The organism is Enterococcus sp. AAFC-DPL-6103, assembly GCF_058216595.1.
In genome coordinates, this window is sequence record NZ_CM177102.1 from 1 (window position 1) to 22,094 (window position 22,094).

At 35.4% G+C, this 22,094-nt stretch carries 18 protein-coding genes; 16 read left to right on the forward strand and 2 right to left on the reverse strand.

The annotated features are described in order from the left end of the window. The 14 genes from dnaA (at position 1) to AC4BC3_RS00070 (ending at position 16,780) form a co-directional block, all read left to right on the forward strand. The gene (dnaA, locus tag AC4BC3_RS00005) at positions 1–1,335 is read left to right on the forward strand and encodes a chromosomal replication initiator protein DnaA (RefSeq protein WP_490466657.1); all 1,335 of its coding nucleotides are present in this window, start codon (positions 1–3) and stop codon (positions 1,333–1,335) included. 169 nt (positions 1,336–1,504) lie between these two features. After that, entirely contained in the window at positions 1,505–2,635 is a 1,131-nt protein-coding gene (gene dnaN / locus AC4BC3_RS00010) for a DNA polymerase III subunit beta (RefSeq protein WP_490466658.1), read from the forward strand. 225 nt (positions 2,636–2,860) lie between these two features. Continuing rightward, a complete protein-coding gene (gene yaaA / locus AC4BC3_RS00015) occupies positions 2,861–3,103 on the forward strand; it encodes a S4 domain-containing protein YaaA (protein ID WP_067483660.1) in 243 nt (80 codons plus the stop codon). Continuing rightward, on the forward strand, positions 3,090–4,214 hold the full coding sequence (gene recF, locus AC4BC3_RS00020) for a DNA replication/repair protein RecF (protein ID WP_490466659.1): 1,125 nt from the start codon (positions 3,090–3,092) through the stop codon (positions 4,212–4,214). Before yaaA ends, recF begins: the two co-directional genes overlap by 14 nt. Further along, positions 4,211–6,157 (forward strand): DNA topoisomerase (ATP-hydrolyzing) subunit B, encoded by a 1,947-nt coding sequence (gyrB, locus tag AC4BC3_RS00025; protein WP_490466660.1) that lies wholly within the window; start codon positions 4,211–4,213, stop codon positions 6,155–6,157. The genes recF and gyrB overlap by 4 nt, the downstream gene beginning before the upstream one ends. Before the next feature lie 21 nt (positions 6,158–6,178). Further along, positions 6,179–8,671 carry a DNA gyrase subunit A gene (gene gyrA, locus AC4BC3_RS00030; protein ID WP_206907815.1) on the forward strand — a complete coding sequence of 831 codons (2,493 nt, stop codon included), beginning with the start codon at positions 6,179–6,181 and terminating at the stop codon, positions 8,669–8,671. A gap of 182 nt (positions 8,672–8,853) precedes the next feature. Then, positions 8,854–9,153: a 30S ribosomal protein S6 gene (gene rpsF / locus AC4BC3_RS00035; RefSeq protein ID WP_067483652.1), complete on the forward strand. Its 300-nt coding sequence runs from the start codon at positions 8,854–8,856 to the stop codon at positions 9,151–9,153. A gap of 47 nt (positions 9,154–9,200) precedes the next feature. After that, positions 9,201–9,713 (forward strand): single-stranded DNA-binding protein, encoded by a 513-nt coding sequence (gene ssb, locus AC4BC3_RS00040; RefSeq protein ID WP_206898961.1) that lies wholly within the window; start codon positions 9,201–9,203, stop codon positions 9,711–9,713. 24 nt (positions 9,714–9,737) lie between these two features. Then, positions 9,738–9,974 (forward strand): 30S ribosomal protein S18, encoded by a 237-nt coding sequence (gene rpsR / locus AC4BC3_RS00045; RefSeq protein ID WP_016623165.1) that lies wholly within the window; start codon positions 9,738–9,740, stop codon positions 9,972–9,974. 156 nt (positions 9,975–10,130) lie between these two features. After that, positions 10,131–12,104, forward strand: coding sequence for a DHH family phosphoesterase (locus AC4BC3_RS00050; RefSeq protein WP_206907813.1), 1,974 nt, complete (start codon positions 10,131–10,133; stop codon positions 12,102–12,104). A 5-nt stretch (positions 12,105–12,109) separates the two neighbouring features. After that, on the forward strand, positions 12,110–12,562 hold the full coding sequence (gene rplI, locus AC4BC3_RS00055; protein ID WP_206907811.1) for a 50S ribosomal protein L9: 453 nt from the start codon (positions 12,110–12,112) through the stop codon (positions 12,560–12,562). Between the two features lie 256 nt (positions 12,563–12,818). Further along, complete coding sequence (gene dnaB / locus AC4BC3_RS00060; protein ID WP_206898959.1) at positions 12,819–14,186, forward strand: replicative DNA helicase; 1,368 nt, start codon at positions 12,819–12,821, stop codon at positions 14,184–14,186. A gap of 209 nt (positions 14,187–14,395) precedes the next feature. After that, entirely contained in the window at positions 14,396–15,688 is a 1,293-nt protein-coding gene (locus AC4BC3_RS00065) for an adenylosuccinate synthase (protein WP_490466661.1), read from the forward strand. A gap of 228 nt (positions 15,689–15,916) precedes the next feature. Further along, on the forward strand, positions 15,917–16,780 hold the full coding sequence (locus tag AC4BC3_RS00070) for a DegV family protein (RefSeq protein ID WP_206907806.1): 864 nt from the start codon (positions 15,917–15,919) through the stop codon (positions 16,778–16,780). A 55-nt stretch (positions 16,781–16,835) separates the two neighbouring features. Here the strand turns inward: AC4BC3_RS00070 and AC4BC3_RS00075 are convergent, their stop codons facing one another. Beyond that, complete coding sequence (locus AC4BC3_RS00075) at positions 16,836–18,458, reverse strand: ABC-F family ATP-binding cassette domain-containing protein (protein WP_490466662.1); 1,623 nt, start codon at positions 18,456–18,458, stop codon at positions 16,836–16,838. A gap of 226 nt (positions 18,459–18,684) precedes the next feature. Between AC4BC3_RS00075 and AC4BC3_RS00080 the strand changes: the two genes are divergently transcribed. Next, on the forward strand, positions 18,685–19,209 hold the full coding sequence (locus AC4BC3_RS00080; RefSeq protein ID WP_206907794.1) for a DUF308 domain-containing protein: 525 nt from the start codon (positions 18,685–18,687) through the stop codon (positions 19,207–19,209). Between the two features lie 45 nt (positions 19,210–19,254). Here AC4BC3_RS00080 and spxB read toward each other — a convergent pair whose 3' ends face one another. After that, positions 19,255–20,982 (reverse strand): pyruvate oxidase, encoded by a 1,728-nt coding sequence (spxB, locus tag AC4BC3_RS00085; RefSeq protein ID WP_206907792.1) that lies wholly within the window; start codon positions 20,980–20,982, stop codon positions 19,255–19,257. 154 nt (positions 20,983–21,136) lie between these two features. Here spxB and AC4BC3_RS00090 point away from each other — a divergent pair, with 154 nt between their 5' ends. Then, positions 21,137–21,955, forward strand: coding sequence for a ZIP family metal transporter (locus AC4BC3_RS00090; protein WP_206907790.1), 819 nt, complete (start codon positions 21,137–21,139; stop codon positions 21,953–21,955). The last annotated feature ends 139 nt before the right edge of the window (positions 21,956–22,094 follow it).

Below are 22,094 nucleotides of genomic sequence, written 5' to 3' on the forward strand. Positions count from 1 at the left end.
ATGGTATCCCTCGATGCTTTATGGAACGAATTAAAAACTACTTATCAAAGAGATTTATCTCCAGCGAGTTATAATACTTGGATTGAAACTGCAATACCTCGCTCACTAGACAAGCATCAATTTGTCTTAGAGGTTCCAAGTAAGATTCACAAAGAATATTGGGAGAAAAATCTAGCTACAAAAATTGTTGAAGTTGGCTATATGTTGACTGAAGATGAAATTATTCCACGTTTTGTCACTGGTGATGAGATTGAACAAGAAGAAATCGTTATTGAAAAAAATGAGAAGCCAGCTGTCGTTGCCCCGATAAAAAAAGCCATGTTAAATCCTAAATACACTTTTGATACATTTGTCATAGGTAAAGGAAACCAAATGGCGCATGCTGCAGCATTAGTTGTAGCAGAAGATCCTGGATCTATTTATAATCCACTCTTCTTTTATGGTGGTGTTGGTTTGGGTAAAACTCACTTGATGCATGCAATTGGTCATCAAATGTTGTTAAGCCAACCAAATGCAAAAGTAAAATATGTAAGCAGCGAAACTTTCGCAAATGATTTTATCAATTCAATCCAAAATAAAACTGCTGAAGAATTTCGCCAAGAATATCGGAATGTTGATTTACTATTAGTAGATGACATTCAATTTTTTGCAGAAAAAGAAGCTACCCAAGAGGAATTTTTCCATACATTTAATGCACTGTACAATGAAGGTAAACAAATCGTATTAACAAGTGATCGTTTGCCCAATGAAATTCCAAAACTACAGGAACGCCTAGTTTCACGCTTTGCTTGGGGACTTTCTGTCGATATCACGCCACCAGATCTGGAAACTAGAACAGCAATTTTACGAAAAAAAGCTGCTGCTGAGCAATTAGAGATCCCAGATGACACCTTAAGTTATATTGCAGGTCAAATAGACTCGAACATTCGCGAACTTGAAGGAGCTTTGGTTCGAGTTCAAGCTTTTGCCGCAATCAATAGCTCAGATATTTCAACTAGCTTGGCCGCTGATGCTTTAAAGACATTAAAATCTGGAAAAGGTCATTCTCAATTGACTATTTTACAAATCCAAGAAGAAGTTGCTAAGTATTACCATGTTCAGCTGAAAGATTTAAAAGGGAAGAAACGTGTCAAGTCTATTGTTGTTCCACGTCAAATTGCGATGTATCTTGCACGCGAGCTCACAGACAGTTCATTACCAAAAATTGGTGCTGAATTTGGCGGAAAAGATCATACAACTGTCATCCATGCACATGAAAAAATTCAACATTTGATGGATTCAAGCATGAGCATGCAAAATGAAGTTTCAGAAATCAAAAATTTCTTACTTAATTAGTTTGTGGATAAATATGAAAGTTTTTCTTTTTTTATCCACAGTTTGTCCACAGTCTTTTTTTCTACGGACAATTATGGTTTCACTAGTTTTCCACAAAATTAACATGCCCTATTACTTTTATTATTTTAATTAACTAATAATAAATTAACTAATCAAAAGGAGATTCATCATGAAAGTTACTTTAAATCGAGCTAGCTTTATGCAAGAACTACAAACTGTTCAAAGAGCTATCTCAAGTAAAACGACTATCCCAATTTTAACTGGGGTCAAAATCACGTTAACTGAAGAAGGTTTAACTTTAACAGGGAGCAACGCAGATATCTCAATTGAAACACTTTTATCTGTTGAAAACGAAAAAGCTCAAATGCAAATTGAATCTACAGGTTCAATTGTTTTACAAGCACGCTTTTTCAGTGAAATTATTCGTCGTTTACCGGAAGAAAATTTTACTTTGGAAGTTTTAGAAAATAAACAGGTAGCAATTACTTCTGGTAAAGCTAACTTTACTGTCAATGGATTAGATGCAGATAATTACCCACATTTACCAGTTGTTGAAAGTCATAACCAAATGAAATTACCAGTACATGTATTAAATAAACTGATTAATGAAACAGTTTTTGCTGTTTCTCAACATGAAAGTCGCCCAATTTTAACTGGGGTGCATTTAATTTTATCGGATGAATCTTTATTGGCTGTTGCTACAGATTCACATCGTTTAAGTCAACGAGTTATACCAGTAGAACAAACAGCTGATCATTTTGATATTGTTATCCCTGGTAAAAGCTTGACAGAACTTTCTCGCTCGTTGACAAACGAAGAAGAGATTGTTGAAATTAGTATCATGGAAAACCAAGTACTCTTTAAGACAGAAACAATGTTCTTCTATTCTCGTTTACTAGAAGGAAACTATCCTGATACAAATCGTTTAATCCCATCAAGCTTTAACACAGAAGTTGAATTTTCAGTACCAAGCTTATTAGCTGCGATTGAACGTGCTTCATTATTGTCTCATGAAGGTCGCAATAACATTGTTCGTCTATCTATTAATCCAGATTCAGTTGTGTTATATGGAAACTCACCTGAAATTGGTAAAGTAGAAGAAAGCCTAACTTATACGACTAGTAGTGGAGATCCATTAGAAATTTCATTTAATCCAGACTACATGAAAGCTGCTTTACGTGCATTTGGGGATATGAGTATCAAAGTTAAATTCATTTCAGCTATTCGTCCGTTCACACTAGAACCAGCTGAAGAAGGTGTTCAATTTATTCAATTAATCACGCCAGTTCGAACAAATTAATCTTTTTTTCACTCTTTTGCAAAATACTTTGAAAAGAAATAGAAAAAATAAATTTTTAAACAGAGGGCCCTAAAATCAATTTTAAGGCTTTCTGTTTCTTTTTATTCAAAAGACCTTTTTAGAATTAAATCTTCTTATATTTGAAAATATGTGGGAAAATTTGTTTTATTCCTCAAAAAAAGGTATAATAATGCTATGTTTAATAATGAAAATGAGGGATGGATATTGAAACAACAAGTCATTTTAGAAACAGAATTTATGACGTTGGGCCAAATGTTGAAAGAAACTACTGTTATTGGTAGTGGTGGCCAAGCAAAGTGGTATTTAGCTGAAAATACTGTTTTAGTTGACGGTGAACCAGAAAACCGTCGTGGAAGAAAACTTTATCCCGGGATGATGATTGAAGTTCCAGATGTAGGAACTTTTTTTATGGTAAAAAAAGGAAAAGTGAATAATGAGGCTGAATAAGCTCCACCTTAAAAATTATAGAAACTATGATGAATTAACTATGGATTTCTCCAAGAATTTGATTATTTTTTTGGGGGAGAATGCTCAAGGAAAGACGAATCTATTAGAAAGCATTTATGTACTGGCTATGACACGAAGTCATCGTACAACCAGTGAGCAGGAACTAATTGGCTGGGAACAAGAACAAGCGCTTGTTCAGGGAGAAATTAGTAAAGGTTCTTCTAAACTTCCTTTAGAGATTTTACTATCTAAAAAAGGACGTAAAACTAAAATCAATCATATTGAACAAAAAAAATTAAGTAGTTATGTTGGGCAGCTAAATGTCATTTTATTTGCACCAGAAGATTTATCATTAGTGAAAGGTAGCCCTCAGATACGACGAAAATTTTTAGATATGGAATTAGGCCAAATTAATCCTATTTATCTGTATAATTTGGTTCAATATCAGTCAATTTTGAAACAAAGAAATCAATATTTAAAGCAATTGAGTGAAAAAAAACAATCAGATTTGCTTTATCTAGATATTTTATCGGAACAATTGGCAGACTTTGGAAGTAAAGTGTTAAAAGCTAGAAGCCAATTTATTAAAAGATTAGAATTTTGGGCCAATTCACTACATCAACAAATCACGCATCAAAAAGAACAGCTAAGAATTGAATATGTGACTACGCTTAATTCTTTAGAAAATCAAACACAAGAACAAATTCAAAAACAATTTTTAGAAGAATTAGTGAAAAATCAAAAAAAGGATCTATTTCGAGGTACGACAACAGTAGGACCCCATCGAGATGACCTTCATTTTTTTATCAATGAAAAAAACGTTCAAATTTATGGTTCACAAGGACAGCAGAGAACTACTGCTTTAAGTGTAAAATTGGCCGAAATCGATTTGATTAAAGAAGAGACAGGTGAGTATCCAATTTTGTTATTGGATGATGTGATGAGTGAATTAGATGATAACCGCCAATTACATTTGTTGGAGACTATTGAAGGAAAAGTCCAAACTTTTTTAACAACGACAACACTTGACCATGTAAAAAATAAAATGACCGTTGAGCCAGAAATATTCTATGTTCAACAGGGAAAAATAAAAGGAGACGAAACTGAATGACAGAAGAAAAAAGTTTAGTGGATCGCGCTAAAGAATATGATGCCAGTCAGATTCAAGTATTAGAAGGACTGGAAGCCGTTCGTAAACGTCCAGGGATGTATATTGGGACAACAAGCTCAGAAGGATTACACCACTTAGTATGGGAAATCGTTGATAATTCAATTGATGAAGTATTAGCTGGTTTTGCTACTTCTATTCATGTAATTATTGAAAAGGACAACAGCATAACAGTCATTGATGATGGTCGTGGTATACCTGTTGGTATTCAGGCTAAAACAGGTCGTCCTGCTGTTGAGACAGTTTTTACTATTTTGCATGCTGGAGGTAAATTTGGCGGTGGCGGATACAAGGTGTCTGGTGGTCTTCATGGTGTAGGATCTTCTGTTGTTAATGCATTGTCTACGTCGTTAGATGTCAGAGTTTATAAAGATGGAAATGTTTATTATCAAGAATATCGTCGAGGTGCAGTTGTCGATGATTTGAAGATTATTGACACAACTGATCGTCATGGAACAACTGTTCATTTTATTCCAGATCCAGAAATATTCACTGAAACAACTGTTTTTGATTTTAATAAATTGGCAACACGTATTAGAGAATTAGCTTTCTTAAATCGTGGCATGCATATTTCAATTGAAGACAAGCGTGAAGAAGAACCGGTTATTAAAGAATATCATTATGACGGTGGTATTAAGAGCTACGTCGAATTTTTAAATAACAGTAAAAATGTCTTGTTCCCAGAGCCAGTTTATTTGGAAGGTGAGCAGCAAGATATCACAGTCGAAGTATCAATGCAGTATACAGATGGTTATCATTCAAATATTATGAGTTTTGCCAATAATATTCATACATATGAAGGTGGAACACATGAATCTGGATTTAAAACGGCACTGACACGCGTTGTTAATGACTATGCAAGAAAACAAAAATTGATGAAAGAAAATGATGACAATTTAACTGGAGAAGATGTTCGCGAAGGTTTAACAGCTGTTATTTCAATTAAACATCCCGATCCACAGTTTGAAGGTCAAACGAAAACAAAACTAGGGAATTCTGAAGTTCGTACTGTAACAGACCGCTTGTTTAGTGAACATTTTATGAAATTTTTACTTGAAAATCCAAGTGTTGGGCGACAAATCGTTGATAAGGGATTACTAGCATCTAAAGCACGTTTAGCTGCTAAACGGGCACGTGAAGTTACTCGACGCAAAGGCGCACTAGAAATTAGTAATTTACCAGGAAAATTAGCGGATTGTTCAAGTAATGACCCTGAAAAGTGTGAATTATTCATCGTCGAAGGAGACTCTGCGGGAGGATCAGCAAAACAAGGACGTGATCGACAGTTCCAAGCAATTTTGCCAATTCGTGGGAAAATTTTAAACGTCGAGAAAGCAAGTATGGATAAAATTTTAGCCAATGAGGAAATTCGTTCATTATTTACAGCAATGGGTACAGGGTTTGGAGCAGATTTTGATGTATCAAAGGCACGTTATCACAAATTAGTCATCATGACCGATGCCGATGTCGATGGCGCTCATATCAGAACATTACTATTAACACTGTTCTATCGTTACATGCGTCCAATCGTAGAGGCAGGCTATGTTTATATTGCACAACCACCTTTATACGGGGTAAAACAAGGAAAGAAAATCACTTATGTTCAGCCTGGAAAAAATGCAGAAGAGGACTTGAAAAATATTATTGCGACCTTACCTTCATCACCTAAACCAAATGTTCAGCGTTATAAAGGTCTAGGGGAAATGGATGACCATCAACTATGGGAAACAACCATGGATCCTGCTAATCGAATGATGGCTCGTGTAACTGTAGATGATGCAATTGCTGCAGACCAAATTTTTGAAATGCTGATGGGAGATCGCGTAGAACCTCGACGTGCGTTCATTGAAGAGAATGCACACTACGTTAAAAACTTAGATATTTAATCATGAAGGGGGAAAAGAATTGTGAGTGAAAAATTTAGTGAAAACATCCATGATGTCAATCTAACCAATGAAATGAAAGACTCCTTCATCGATTATGCAATGAGTGTTATTGTAGCTCGTGCATTACCTGATGTTCGAGATGGATTGAAACCAGTTCATCGTCGTATCTTGTACGGAATGAATGAATTAGGTGTGACACCTGATAAACCACATAAAAAATCAGCCAGAATTGTTGGGGATGTTATGGGTAAATACCATCCCCACGGTGACAGTGCTATTTATGAATCTATGGTTCGGATGGCTCAGCCATTTAGCTATCGCTATATGCTAGTTGACGGTCATGGAAACTTTGGCTCTGTAGACGGTGACGGAGCTGCCGCAATGCGTTATACAGAAGCTCGAATGAGTAAGATTGCTATGGAAATGCTAAGAGACATTAACAAAAATACAGTTGATTTCCAAAGTAACTATGATGATACGGAAAAGGAACCAGAAGTTCTTCCTGCTCGGTTCCCTAACCTTTTGGTCAATGGAACAACTGGTATTGCGGTAGGAATGGCAACAAACATTCCACCACATAATTTATCAGAAGTTGTGGCAGCAATTGATTTATTGATAGAAAACCCAGAAGTTACGACAAATGAACTAATGGAAGTGTTACCCGGACCTGATTTTCCAACTGGTGGTCTAGTTATGGGGAAATCTGGAATACGCCGTGCATATGAAACAGGTAAAGGATCAATTACTGTTCGTGCAAAAGTTGAAATCACTGAAATGCCAAATGGGAAAGAACGAATTTTAGTTACAGAATTACCATACATGGTAAATAAAGCGAAACTAATTGAACGAATTTCTGAACTTCATAGGGATAAGCGAATTGAAGGAATTACTGATTTACGAGATGAATCTTCTCGTGAAGGAATGCGTATTGTTATTGATATTCGCCGTGATGCTAGTGCTTCTGTTATTTTGAACAACTTATATAAAATGACTTCACTACAAAACTCGTTTGGATTCAATATGTTAGCAATTGAAAAAGGTGTTCCAAAAGTTTTAAGTTTGAAAGAAATTCTTGAAAATTATGTTGAACATCAGCGTGAAGTAATTACACGTCGTACAATTTTTGACAAAGAAAAAGCTGAAGCAAGAGCACACATTTTAGAAGGTTTACGAATTGCGTTAGATCATATTGATGAAATTATTGCTATTATTCGTGGATCAAAATCTGACGATATTGCAAAAGCAACAATGATTGAACGATTTGCTTTGTCAGATCGTCAAGCACAAGCCATATTAGATATGCGTCTTCGTAGATTAACTGGTTTAGAACGTGAAAAAATCGAAAATGAATATCAAGAGTTACTAAAACTAATTGCAGATTTGACAGATATTTTAGCTAGACCAGAACGAATTACTGAAATCATCAAAACGGAACTTGCTGAGTTAAATCAACGTTTTGGCGATAAACGTCGGACAGAACTTTTAGTTGGTGAAGTTTTGAGCCTAGAAGATGAAGATTTAATCGAAGAAGAAGAAATCGTTATTACTTTGACAAATAATGGTTACATCAAACGTGTTGCTAATAACGAATTTAGAGCCCAAAGACGTGGTGGACGTGGTGTACAAGGTATGGGCGTTCATAATGATGATTTTGTAAAAAATCTAGTATCTTGTTCAACCCATGATACTTTACTATTCTTCACGAACAATGGAAAAGTATATCGTGCAAAAGGATATGAAATTCCAGAATATGGGAGAACTGCTAAAGGAATTCCTGTTATTAATTTACTTGGAATTGATTCTAGTGAAAAAATCCAAGCAATTATTGCTGTGACAGGGAAGGCAGAAGAAGGCCATTATCTGTTCTTTACTACTCGCCTCGGAACTGTAAAACGGACAGCGGTGACAGCATTTTCTAATATTAGAAGTAATGGTTTGATCGCCATCGGATTAAAAGATGGTGATGAGTTAGTCAATGTCTTACTAACAAATGGCGAATCGAACATTATTATTGGAACACACAATGGTTACTCTGTTACGTTCAAAGAAGAGGCTATCCGTGATATGGGTAGAACAGCTTCTGGTGTAAGGGGAATTCGTTTAAGGGAAGAAGACTATGTCATTGGCGCAGCTTTGATGACAGAAAATCATGAAGTTCTTGTAATTACAGAAAAAGGATATGGAAAACGCACAAAAGTATCCGAGTATCCTGTAAAAGGTCGTGGTGGTAAAGGAATTAAGACGGCTAATATTACAGAAAAGAATGGTCCTTTGGCAGGATTAACGACTGTTACTGGTGAAGAGGATATCATGTTGATTACGGATAAAGGTGTCATTATTCGATTTAATGTATCAACTGTCTCTCAAACTGGTCGTTCAACATTAGGTGTTCGTTTAATGAAAATGGAAGCTGATACGAAAGTTGTAACGATGGCAGCAGTTGAACCTGAAGCGATTGAAGAAGTTGCAGATGTAAATTCAGAAAATGATGTAGAAGAAACAACAGAAGAATAAAAATTTTCTTTGAAAATCATGTATAATAAGAGTACCTTAATTTTTAAGGTACTCTTATTTTTTTGTTGCGCAAAGAGTGGCTTACGTGTATAATTAAAGATTGTGAGTAGTCTAATTATATTAGAAAACTCTCCTTGCTCTTGGAATAACAAGAGCCTAAAGTCCATAGGGAGGTGAAATCAATGGAAAATACGAAATATGAAATCATGTATATTATTCGTCCAAACATTGATGAAGAAGCAAAAACTGCTTTAATCGAACGTTTCGATACAATCTTAAAAGATAACGGAGCTGAAGTTATCGAATCTAAAGATTGGGAAAAACGCCGTTTAGCTTATGAAATTAACGGTTACCGTGAAGGTATCTATCACATCGTTAAAGTGTCTTCTCCATCAAATGCAAGTGCAATCAATGAGTTTGATCGTCTTGCTAAAATCAACGACGATATCGTTCGTCACATGATTGTTAAAGAAGAAGCTTAATTTGTTTCACATGGAACAAAAGAAAACGATGAGAGGAGATGGCTGTTTTGATTAATAATGTTGTACTAGTTGGACGTCTGACTAAAGATCCGGATTTACGATATACATCAAACGGAACTGCAGTAGCAACGTTTACTCTGGCCGTAAATCGTAATTTTACAAACCAAAGTGGAAATCGAGAGGCTGATTTTATTAACTGCGTTATTTGGCGTAAATCAGCAGAAACAATGGCTAACTATGCACGTAAAGGTACACTCTTAGGTGTTACCGGACGTATTCAAACACGTTCTTATGATAATCAACAAGGACAAAAAGTTTATGTTACAGAAGTAGTAGCTGATAACTTCCAATTATTGGAATCTCGTTCTGCATCAGAGAATCGTCAACAAAGTGGCGGGTATCAAAGCTCAAACCAATCAACAAACACATTTGGTGGAAACAATAACTTTAATCAAACATCTCAATCATCCAACGGTATGCCTGATTTTGATCGTGATACAACTGATCCATTTGGTTCAAGTTCAACGATTGACATTTCAGATGATGATTTACCATTCTAAACGAATTGATAGGAGGGAAATAGAATGGCACAACAAAGAAGAGGCGGACGTAAACGTCGTAAAGTAGACTACATTGCTGCTAATCATATTGAATATATCGATTATAAAGATATCGAATTGCTAAAAAGATTTATCTCAGAACGCGGTAAAATTTTGCCACGTCGTGTAACTGGTACTGGCGCTAAAAACCAACGTAAACTTACTGTTGCAATTAAACGCGCTCGTATTATGGGCTTACTACCTTTCGTTAGTGAAGACTAATAAATTGTAAAAGTTGAAGCAACAACCTAAAAGGTTGTTGCTTCTTTTTTATATAAAAGAGAACTAGTTTTTGATTTAGTGAGCAATATAGATGTTAGTCGCTTGTAATGATGAAAATATGGTAAAATTGAACTAATTATTAGTGGGAGGGAGAACATGGAAAATGAAAATTTAAATTTTACCCCTAAACCATTCTTCTTTTTTTTATTTATTCTAATTGAAGTTACGGTCATTCTAGTGTTTCCATTTCGATTAATTAGTGCATTAATTGTACTGATCATGAATGCGCTTTGGTTCCGTTATTGGTTGAAAGTGAGTCGATGGTTAGTTTTAAGGAATCGAGAGAAAATTCAACAAGCATCAACTGTGGCAGAAACCAACCTTGCATATGTTTCAGAAATTATGCCTGTAGGGGTAATCGCTTACCAGCCAACAACACAAAAAATCGAATGGTTAAATCCCTTTGCTCTAGATATAAAAGATAAGAGTGCGTTATCGGAAACTGAATTATTGGATGCTTTTTTCTCTGCAAAGGAAAAAAATAAAAATCAATTATATTTAGCAGATAAAACCTTTCAGTTTGATTTAGATACAATCAAAGGGGTTATTTACTTCAGTGACGTTACACAAAATCAATTATTAAAATTGCATCAAACAAATGTACAACCCGTGATTGGAATTTTGTCAATTGATAACTATGCAGATGCAATTGATAAATTAGATGATAAAGAAATTTCTTATCTAAATTCATTCATTACCACCTTGATTTCTGATTGGATGGACGAATATCATATTTTTTATAAGAGAATAAACGCAGAGCGTTTTTTCTTTTTTGCACAAATGATTGACTTAAAAAAGATGATGGAAAAGAAATTCGATTTGTTGGACCGATTGAGAGCTGAAGCGGAGAAACAAAATTTACCGATTACACTAAGCATGGGTGTTGCATATGGGCAAAAAACGTTAGAAGAAATTGGCGATGAAGCGCAGAATAATTTAGATATTGCTCTAGTTCGCGGGGGCGACCAAGTTGTTGTTAAAGAAGTTCATGAGGGATCAAAACCAACTTACTATGGTGGGAAATCAGCAAAAAATGTAAAAAGAACAAGAGTAAGATCCCGTGCAATGAGTACTGCATTACGGAAAATATTTACGGAAACAAGTGATGTGTTTATTATGGGACATCGTTTTCCAGATATGGATGCTTTAGGTTCTGCTTTCGGTGTTAGTTGTTTGGCACGATTCAATCAAAAAAAAGCATATGTTGTGATTAATGAAGACGAAATTATACCAGATGTTTCCAGATGTTTAGAAGAAATTCATAAGCATCCAGAACTAGAAGCTCAAATAATTTCGCCAGAGCAAGCGATGGAGATTAAACAGGATAATGATTTGTTAGTTATGGTAGATTATCATAAACCGTCATTATCAATCTCACAGAGCTTATACGACCAATTTGACAAAATTGTTATCATTGATCATCATCGACGAGGAGAAGAATTTCCCAATAAACCATTATTAACTTATATTGAATCCTCCGCGTCATCAGCCTCAGAATTGGTCACAGAATTGATTCAATATCAAAGTACGAGAATCAATAAACTTGATCGTTTTGAAGCAACTCTTTTGCTTGCTGGGATGACTGTAGACACGAATAGTTTTAATGTGAGAACTACAGCTCGAACATTTGATGTGGCTAGTTATTTAAGGTCTTGCGGAGCAGATGCATCATTAGTACAATATTTATTAAGTTCTGATTTAGATACTTACTTAGAAATCAGTGATCTAATTGCGCACAGTGAGTATGTGACAGAAGATATTGTTGTAACAGCAGGAACAAATGAGAAAGAGTATAATAGTGTTATTGCCGCTAAAACAGCTGATACACTGCTGTCAATGATTGATATTAATGCTGCATTTGTTATTACTAAGCGAACGGATGGCTTGATTGGGATTAGTGCAAGAAGTAGCGGAACAATCAATGTCCAACTCATCATGGAATCTTTAGGTGGCGGTGGCCATTTTACTAATGCAGCGACACAATTGGAAAATACCACGGTTGAAGAAACAAAAGAGCAGTTATTGGCAGCAATTCATAACAATATAAATCAAATATATGATAAGGAGTAGGCCAAATGAAAGTAATTTTCTTACAAGATGTAAAAGGAAAAGGCAAAAAAGGGGACGTTAAAGAAGTTCCAACTGGATATGCACAAAACTATTTATTAAAAAATAATTTAGCCAAGGAAGCTAATAAAGGAAGCATCAGTCAATTAGCTGGACAGAAAAAAGCGCAGGAAAAGCATGAAGCAGAAATTTTAGCTGAAGCAAAAAAATTAAAAGATTTTCTTGAAAAAGAAGACACAGTTGTTGAAATCAAAGCAAAAGCTGGTGAAGACAGTCGTTTGTTTGGATCAATTCCATCAAAACAAATTGCAGAAGGCTTGAACAAACAATATAAAGTAAAAATTGATAAACGAAAAATAGAATTGGAAACACCGATCAGAGCTTTAGGTTACACCAATGTGCCAGTTAAATTGCATCATGATGTAACTGCGATAATTAAGGTACATGTTATACAAGAATAAAAAGTACAAAGCGGCTGTTTTGAGAACACCGTGAATAAAGTTGTGGCTCCAAATGATCAGCTTCGAAAAAAAAAACTGTCAAAAATAGCTCCACATGTTTTTGAACAATTATGAATTATCTGAGGCGTTGCTTGGGAAACACTATTTATTTGGAGAAAGGAGGTATGACAATTCCTTGTCACACCTCCTTTCTTACGGTGTACATTTCAGTTATTTTCTTGTAAAATGAAGCAACTGAAGACAAGGAGCGATAAGTATGAGTGAAGTGTGGCAGGATCGAATCCCACCGCAAAATATTGAAGCGGAACAAGCAGTCTTAGGCTCTGTTTTTCTTGATGCAGAAACGATCATTGATGCCATGGAATACATAGAGCCAAAAGATTTTTATCGTCGTGGTCATCAAATTATTTTTGAAACAATGATTGAATTGAATGATCGGAATGAAGCAATAGACGTTGTGACTGTGAAAGATCGATTAGAGCAAGGAAATCTTTTAGAAGATGCCGGAGGATTGAGTTACCTTTCAGAACTTGCTTTGGCAGTACCTACAGCTGCAAATGTGGCTTATTATGCCAAAATTGTTGAAGAAAAATCTTTACTGCGAAATTTAATCCAAACCGCAACTGGAATTGTAACTAAGGGTTTCGAGCAAGGTGAAGAAGTTCAGTCGATTTTAGATGATGCGGAACGAAGTATTTTAGAAGTATCTGAAAAAAGAAATCGTAGTGGTTTTTTATCAATTGCAGAAGTTTTGAACTCTACGATTGAAAATATAGATCAGCTTGCACAAAATAATGAAGAGATTACTGGTTTGCCGACAGGGTATCAAGGTTTAGATAAAATGACTGCAGGGTTCCAAGCGGAAGAATTAATTATTATTGCTGCTCGTCCTGCAGTAGGTAAAACAGCATTTGCTCTGAACATTGCTCAAAATGTGGGAACAAAAACAGATCGTTCTGTAGCAATTTTTAGTTTAGAAATGGGTGCGGAATCGTTAGTAAATCGTATGCTTTGTGCAGAAGGATCTATTGAAGCTAGTCATTTACGAACGGGACAGTTGTCAGAAGAAGAGTGGTCCAACTTAATTGTCGCTATGGGAAGCTTGTCACGAGCAAATATTTATATTGATGATACTCCGGGTATTAAAATTTCTGAAATTCGTGCGAAGTGTAGAAAACTGGCACAAGAAAAAGGAAATTTAGGGTTAATCTTGATTGATTACCTACAATTGATTGAAGGAAGTGGACGAGAAAATCGCCAACAAGAAGTGTCTGATATTTCACGTCAGCTGAAAAAATTGGCAAAAGAGTTAAAAGTACCTGTCATTGCTTTATCCCAACTTTCACGTGGTGTAGAACAGAGACAAGATAAACGTCCAGTTCTTAGTGATATCCGGGAATCTGGATCCATTGAGCAAGATGCCGATATCGTGGCGTTCTTATATCGTGATGACTATTATGATCGTGAAGGCGGCGAAGACGGAGAGGCGACAGAACCGCAAAATGATAATGTAATCGAAGTGATCATTGAAAAAAACCGAAGTGGCGCACGTGGGACTGTTGAGTTACTTTTTATAAAAGAATACAATAAGTTTTCTTCACTTTCACCAAGGGAAGAATTCTAAATGATTTTATTTGAGAAAAGTTTGGTTTTATTGTGTAGACAGTAAAGCCGAGCTTTTTTATTATAGAAATTTTTTAAATAATTAGTAAATTGTTCGTAAATAAACCGTTTTTACGAAATAAAATAAAATATCATTCGATTTTGTTTGAATATATAGGTGTAAATTGGTACAATAGTTCAGGATCAAATAATATAAAATGAGGTGTTCGAATGTCATCTGTAGTAGTAGTAGGTACACAATGGGGCGATGAAGGGAAAGGAAAAATCACTGACTTCCTTAGTGAGAACGCAGAAGTAATCGCACGTTACCAAGGTGGCGATAATGCAGGACATACAATTAAATTTAGTGGTGTTACGTATAAACTGCATTTAATTCCTTCTGGGATTTTTTACAAAGATAAAATCAGTGTGATTGGGAATGGTGTTGTTGTTAATCCTAAATCTTTAGTAAAAGAGCTTGCCTATCTACACGAAAAAGATATTACGACGGACAATTTAAGAATTTCTGACCGTGCGCATGTCATCTTGCCATACCACATTAAATTAGATCAATTGCAAGAAGATGCGAAAGGCGAGAATAAAATTGGAACAACGATCAAAGGAATCGGACCTGCATACATGGATAAAGCAGCACGTGTAGGGATTCGAATCGCAGATTTATTAGATAAAGAAATTTTTGAAGAACGTTTACGTATGAATTTAGAAGACAAAAATCGTCAATTTGTTAAAATGTTTGACTCTGAACCAATTTCATTCGAAGAAATTTTTGAAGAATATTATGAGTATGGTCAACAAATCAAACAATATGTGACAGATACTTCAGTCATTTTAAATGATGCGTTAGATGCTGGGAAGCGCGTGTTATTCGAAGGTGCACAAGGTGTTATGTTGGATATTGATCAAGGAACATATCCATTTGTTACTTCATCTAATCCAGTTGCTGGAGGCGTAACAATTGGTAGTGGCGTTGGCCCATCAAAAATCAATAAAGTGGTTGGTGTATGTAAAGCTTATACTTCACGTGTAGGCGATGGTCCTTTCCCAACTGAATTATTTGATGAAACTGGTGAACAAATTCGTAAAGTTGGTCGGGAATATGGTACAACAACTGGCCGACCACGTCGTGTTGGATGGTTTGATACAGTTGTTATGCGTCATTCAAAACGTGTATCAGGGATTACGAACCTTTCACTTAACTCTATTGATGTTTTAAGTGGCCTAGACACAGTAAAAATCTGTACAGCTTATGAATTAGATGGAGAATTAATTTATCATTACCCAGCTAGCTTGAAAGAATTAAAACGTTGCAAACCTGTATATGAAGAATTACCAGGTTGGTCTGAAGATATTACTAGTTGTAAAACATTAGCAGAATTACCAGAAAATGCTCGTAATTATGTAAGACGTATCTCAGAGCTTGTAGGCGTGCGTATTTCTACTTTCTCAGTTGGACCAGATAGAAACCAAACAAACATCTTAGAAAGCGTGTGGGCGCAAATTTAAGACACTTTTAGCCCATATAGATAACTGAATCAGGACATTTCTTTTAGAAGTGAGTTATCTTGGGAAAACTTTTTAATATAAAACAACTGAAACTTGAAGTAACCTTGAATTTATTCATGTTGCTTCAAGTTTTTTCGTAAATAATAGCCATAAATTCCTTTTGATTACAAGACGTTTGTTATAATGTAGTAGTTAGGCGGGTTAAGAATAAAAAAGGAGTTGAATCATGTGTATCAAATAGTGACTGATTCTTGTTGTGATTTACCTTATCAGGTATTAAAAGAAATAAATGTCGACTTTTTATCAATGAAAATCCAGCTAAATGGCGAAGAATTAATTGACGACTTAGGAAAAACTTTTGATTATGAAAAATATATGAATGAATTAAAAGGTGAAGCAATGCCAACCACTTCACAAATAAATGTGGGTGGCTATTTAGAATTTTTCCGATCATATGTTGAAAAAAAGATTCCTGTCCTTTATGTTGCTTTTTCTAGCGCAATGAGCGGTTCTTATAGTAGTGCAATGCAAGCTGTTGAGCTATTGAAGGAAGAGTACGAGAATCCAGAAATTTATGTTTTTGATACAAAGGCGGCTAGTATTGGTGAAGGACTGTTGGTTTTAGCTGCAGCCAGATTAAAAGAAGAAGGAAAGCCTCTTGAAGAAGTTTTAGAGTGGTTGAAGAATAATTATTTAAAAGTTCGCTCTTGGGTAACTGTTGATGATTTAAAACATCTTGAGCGTGGGGGAAGAATTTCTAAGACAAGTGCGACATTAGGAAGTATTTTAAGTGTAAAACCTATCATTACCGTTGATGAAGCAGGACGTTTAACAAACGTTGATAAGGTTCGTGGAAGAAATAAATCCATTCAAAAAATTGTTGATGAAACGATCCAATCAATTGTAGCACCTCTTGAACAAACCATTTATATTGCTTATGCAGGAGATTTAGAAAGTGCTGAAAAAGCTAAGAAACAATTAGAAGAAAAAATCCAAGTAAAAAATATTGTGCTTTATCCATTAGGACCAACGATTGCTAGCCATACTGGTTATGGTTGCATTGCTATCTTTTCAATGGGGACGAGTCGTTAATCCATAATAAAAAAAGCGTAGGGCAGTTAATTGTCCCTACGCTTTTTTGTGGGTTTTATGAAAATAATACATCCATATTTTTCTTGACATCAGGATTTTCTAAAAACTCATCATAGGTTGTATCTGCTCGATCAATTACACCTTTATCAGAAACAGCAATAATACGGTTTGCTAGTGTTTGGATAAATTGATGGTCATGAGAAGCAAATAGGATAGAACCAGTGAAAGCCATCAATCCATCATTTAGAGCAGTAATTGACTCTAAATCTAAATGATTTGTTGGATCATCGAGCACTAAGACGTTTGCTTTTGAAAGCATCATCTTTGAAAGCATACAGCGAACTTTTTCTCCCCCAGATAAAACGTTAACTGGTTTTAAGACTTCTTCTCCAGAAAAGAGCATTCGTCCTAAGAAGCTTCTCAAGAAAGTGTTGTCGTCTTCTTCTTTACTTGCATACTGACGTAACCAGTCAAGGATCGTTAAATCAGTATTGAATTCTTTTGTAGTATCTTTCGCTAAATAAGAGTGACTGGTTGTTACACCCCAGCGAACAGTCCCAGTATCGGGTTTGATTTCGCCCATGATTACTTTAAACAATGTAGTAGTTGTGATATCATTATCTGCTATAAAAGCAACTTTGTCTTCCTTGTTTAAAGTAAATGATATATCTTTTAAGATTTGTTTACCATCAATGGTTACACTCACATTATCTACTTGTAAAAGATCATTTCCAATTTCACGTTCAGGTTTAAATCCAACAAATGGATAGCGCCTTGAAGACGGTTGAATGTCATCTAACGTAATTTTTTCTAGCATTTTTTTACGTGAAGTTGCTTGTTTAGATTTCGAAGCATTTGCACTGAAACGCGCAATAAATTCTTGTAGTTCTTTGATTTGTTCTTCTTTTTTGGCATTTGCATTTGCTTGAAGTTTTGTTGCAAGTTGGCTAGATTCTAACCAAAAATCATAGTTTCCGACATAAAGTTTGATTTTACCGAAGTCCAAATCTGCCATGTGCGTACAAACTTTGTTCAAAAAGTGACGGTCATGTGATACTACGATTACAGTGTTTTCAAATTCAATTAAAAATTCTTCTAACCAATTGATTGATTGAATATCCAGTCCATTGGTAGGTTCGTCCAGCAGTAATACATCAGGTTTACCAAAAAGTGTTTGCGCCAGTAAAACTTTTACTTTTTGACCAGCAGTTAATTCACTCATTAATTGATGGTGTAGTTCTTCAGGGATATTTAAGCCTTGTAATAAAACTGCTGCTTCTGGTTCAGCTTCCCAACCATTTAGCTCAGCAAACTCTCCTTCTAATTCTGCAGCACGAATGCCGTCAGCATCAGAAAAGTCTTCCTTCATATACAAAGCATCCTTTTCTTTCATTACTTCATACAATCGTTTGTGTCCCATGATAACAGTTTCTAAAACAGTATATTCTTCATAATCAAAATGATTTTGTTTCAAAACAGCCATACGTTCATTAGGACCTAAAGTAACATTCCCAGTTGAAGGTTGTAAATCTCCAGATAAAACTTTAAGGAAAGTTGATTTACCTGCTCCATTTGCACCAATCAATCCATAACAATTTCCCGGAGTGAATTTAATATTAACGTCATCAAACAGTTTGCGATCTGAAAAGTGCAAACTTACATCATTTACAGTAATCAATTTTTTTCCTCACTTATATTTATAGTAGTTTTGACGAATTTGAGTCTTATAGAATTATAAAGGGGAAAGGTAAAAGTTTCAAGGTAATACCAATTTTAATTGTGTTTCACGTGGAACTTAAAAATTTTGCTGAAAAATTTTTAGCGAGATAGACAGCATAACTTTTGACGCACGTCGAAAGTGCGTCTAGTATTAGTTATGTAAATAAAAGAAAGAAGGTATGAAAATGAATGAAAATAGAAGAATGGTTGATTGGGGATCACTACTGATAGGTATTTTATTTGTAATTGTATCGCTATTATCATTTCAAGACCCAGTTGGAAATTTAGTGGCAATTGTTATGGTATTTGCAGTATTTGCTTTTTTAAAGGGAATTTTTGAAATTATTGGTCGTAATCGCTTGAAAGAATTAACCGGTTATAAAGCAAAAATGCCTTTAGTAGTTGGAATTATTGATATTCTAATTGGACTCTTTTTGCTGTTTAACGTAAATGCAGGTGTGATGGCCTTGCCTTTTGTATTTGCTATTTGGTTTATTATTGATTCGGTGTTTGCTTTATTTGTTACTGATCTGGCAAAAAATATCAGTACAGGATATTATTGGTTTACAGTTATTATCAATATTTTAGGTATCTTTTTAGGTATCGTGTTACTTTTTAACCCAATTTCTTCAGCATTAACTTTGAGTTTCTTAGTTGGTTTTTACTTTATGATGTTTGGAATCACTCATATTGTTTATGCATTTAGATAAAAAAACAAAAAAAATGCGTATGCTTTTTGAGCATACGCTATTTTTTTATAGACTTTCGTAAATTTCATGAAGGACTGGCATGTCATGTACTTCATATTTTTGTTTGAAACTTTCAATTTCTTCAGTTGAATAAAGACGAGGATCCAGATGTAGATCTTCAACTGGTAATGGACGCTTATCTGAAATTTTGACATCGATGACTACTGGGCGAGTTGATTTTGCCGCAGCATCAAATGCAGGTCGCAATTGTGAGAATTCAGTGATTGTGAAACCATCAGCCCCCAACGCTTCTCCTGCTTTTCCAAAATCAGCACCTTCCAAAAAGACGCCAAATTTATTTTGCTCAGAATCTTCTTGCTCAGCTTCGATAAAACCAAAGGATTCATTTGAAAAAACAACATTGATAATAGGTAATTGATATTTTACTTGAGTAATAATATCTTGCATGACCATTGCAAATCCACCATCACCACTGAGTGTAAAAACTTGTTGTTCAGGATAACTTAATTTTGCAGCAATCCCAGCCGGAACGGCGTAACCCATCGTGGCAAACCAACCAGATGTTGTATGCTTTTGTTGACCATTTAAATCTAATAGACGAATAGATTGGATCGTTGTATTACCGACATCTGTTACAAAAATAGCTGATTCTTCTGCAATACGATTGATTTCATTGTATACAGCTTCGGGACGAATTGGCTTATCAGCTTTGGTTGCAAATGATTGAAGCCAGTTGACCCAATTTTCTTTATTTTTTTGGTTCGCAAGTAACCAGTTATCTGAAGGACGTGATTTTCCAACTTCAACCAGAGTTTGCAATGTTGTGATAGCATCTCCTAAAATAGCTAATGAAGTTTGGTGTCGACGACCAAATTTTGACGCATCAATATCTACTTGTACAAATTTAGCATCAGGATTGAAGAAGTATTTGGCAAAAGGAAAATCACTTCCTACGAAGAAAATTAAATCAGCTTCAGCCAATGCTTCATTTGCAGGTTTGGTAGCGACACGCCCAGCAAAACCAAGAAAATTAGGATAGTTGTCTGGAACAATCCCCTTTCCTAATACAGAAGAAACAACAGGCATTGAAAAATGTTCTGAGAAAGCTTTGATTTGTTCAAACCCTCCACGAGTCCCTTGGCCAATATAGAGCACAGGTTTCTTTGCTTCACTGATGTATGGTAAAGCTTTGATTACTTCCTCTTTTTTTGGTAGCAAAACATTGTTCTGGTGTGTAGAGGCTGTACTGAATTCTTGGTCTTCGATATCTGCATAACCAAAATCAACTGGGATAGTTACTATGGCAACACCATTGTATTTATAAGCCGCTTTGATAGCTTCGTCGGTTACATGAGGGAGACTTTCTGGTGTCATTACTGTTCTATTATAGACACTAACATCGGCAAACATAGGGTTTTCATTTAATTCTTGGAAAGCATTATAATTCATTGCAGTCGAAGCGACTTGACCAAGAAATGCAACTACTGGTACATGATCCATTTGTGCGTCATACAGCCCATTGATTAAGTGTGTAGCTCCAGGACCAGCTGAGCCAAATACAGCACCAATTTTACCAGTCAATTTTGCATCTGCCGCGGCAGCAAGTGCTCCTACTTCTTCATGACGAACTTGAATATATTTAACAGAGTGTTTTTCTTGGTATAAAGCATCCATGATGGAATTAAAAGAGCCGCCAGGGATACCATAAATATGATCAATGCCCCAACTTTCTAAAACTTTGACCATAGCTACGCCTGAATTTATGGTTGACATATGATGTATCACTCCTTTTATTTTGTTAGACTCAGTATAACTCTTTCTTTATTTTGTCCCAACTAATTCGTTTTTTCACATAATAAGTTGTGATAGGTGTCGAAAAAATACTTTTTTTAGTATGATGAATAAGTAAACGAGAAAGGAGAAATCAATGGTTACTTGGTTATTAGGGTTAGATCCATGGGTACAAGCATTAGTGGGAACAGGATTCACTTATTTTATGACAGCGCTAGGCGCAGCACTTGTATTTTTCTTTAAAGACATCAAGAAAGAGTTATTAAATTTGATGCTAGGATTTGCTTCGGGAATAATGATTGCTGCCAGTTTTTGGTCATTGCTAGATCCAGCAATCTCAAAGGCAGAAGAAAATGGTGACATTGCCTGGTTGGTTGTAAGCATAGGATTTGGTTTAGGGGGTGTCTTTCTTTACATAGCAGATAAGACGTTACCTCACATGCATTTTGGTCCAAAACATGAAGTAGAAGGATTCCAAACACATTTGAAACGAACGATTTTATTGGTTTTTTCGATTACATTACACAATATACCAGAGGGATTGGCAGTAGGTGTAGCGTTTGGGGCAGCTACGAATGCTAGTGATCCTAAGGCAGCAACGTTAGCCGCTATTTCAGTAGCTTTAGGAATAGGCATCCAAAATTTCCCTGAGGGTGCAGCAGTATCGATTCCATTGAGACAAGAAGGGTTAAGTCGAAGAAAAGCGTTTTGGTATGGGCAGGCTTCGGGAGTGGTCGAACCAATTGCAGGAGTGTTAGGTGCATTGCTTGTAACGAGAGTTTCGCTATTATTGCCTTATGCGCTAGCTTTTGCTGCGGGTGCAATGATTTACGTTGTTGTAGAAGAATTGATTCCAGAAGCGCAACAAACGTTGTCAAGCCGACGACACTTTGCGGTATTTGGTGTCATGCTCGGTTTTATGATTATGATGATTTTAGATGTAGCATTAGGATAACAGACTTGATTAAACTTTTATTCAAAGCAAAAACCAGAGAAAAATTTCTCTGGTTTTTTTACTTTTTGAATAAAAATCATAAAAAATTGAAGGCTCTCTAGTTGAAGTTAGAAAATATTTTTTGAGATCTCTTCTTTTT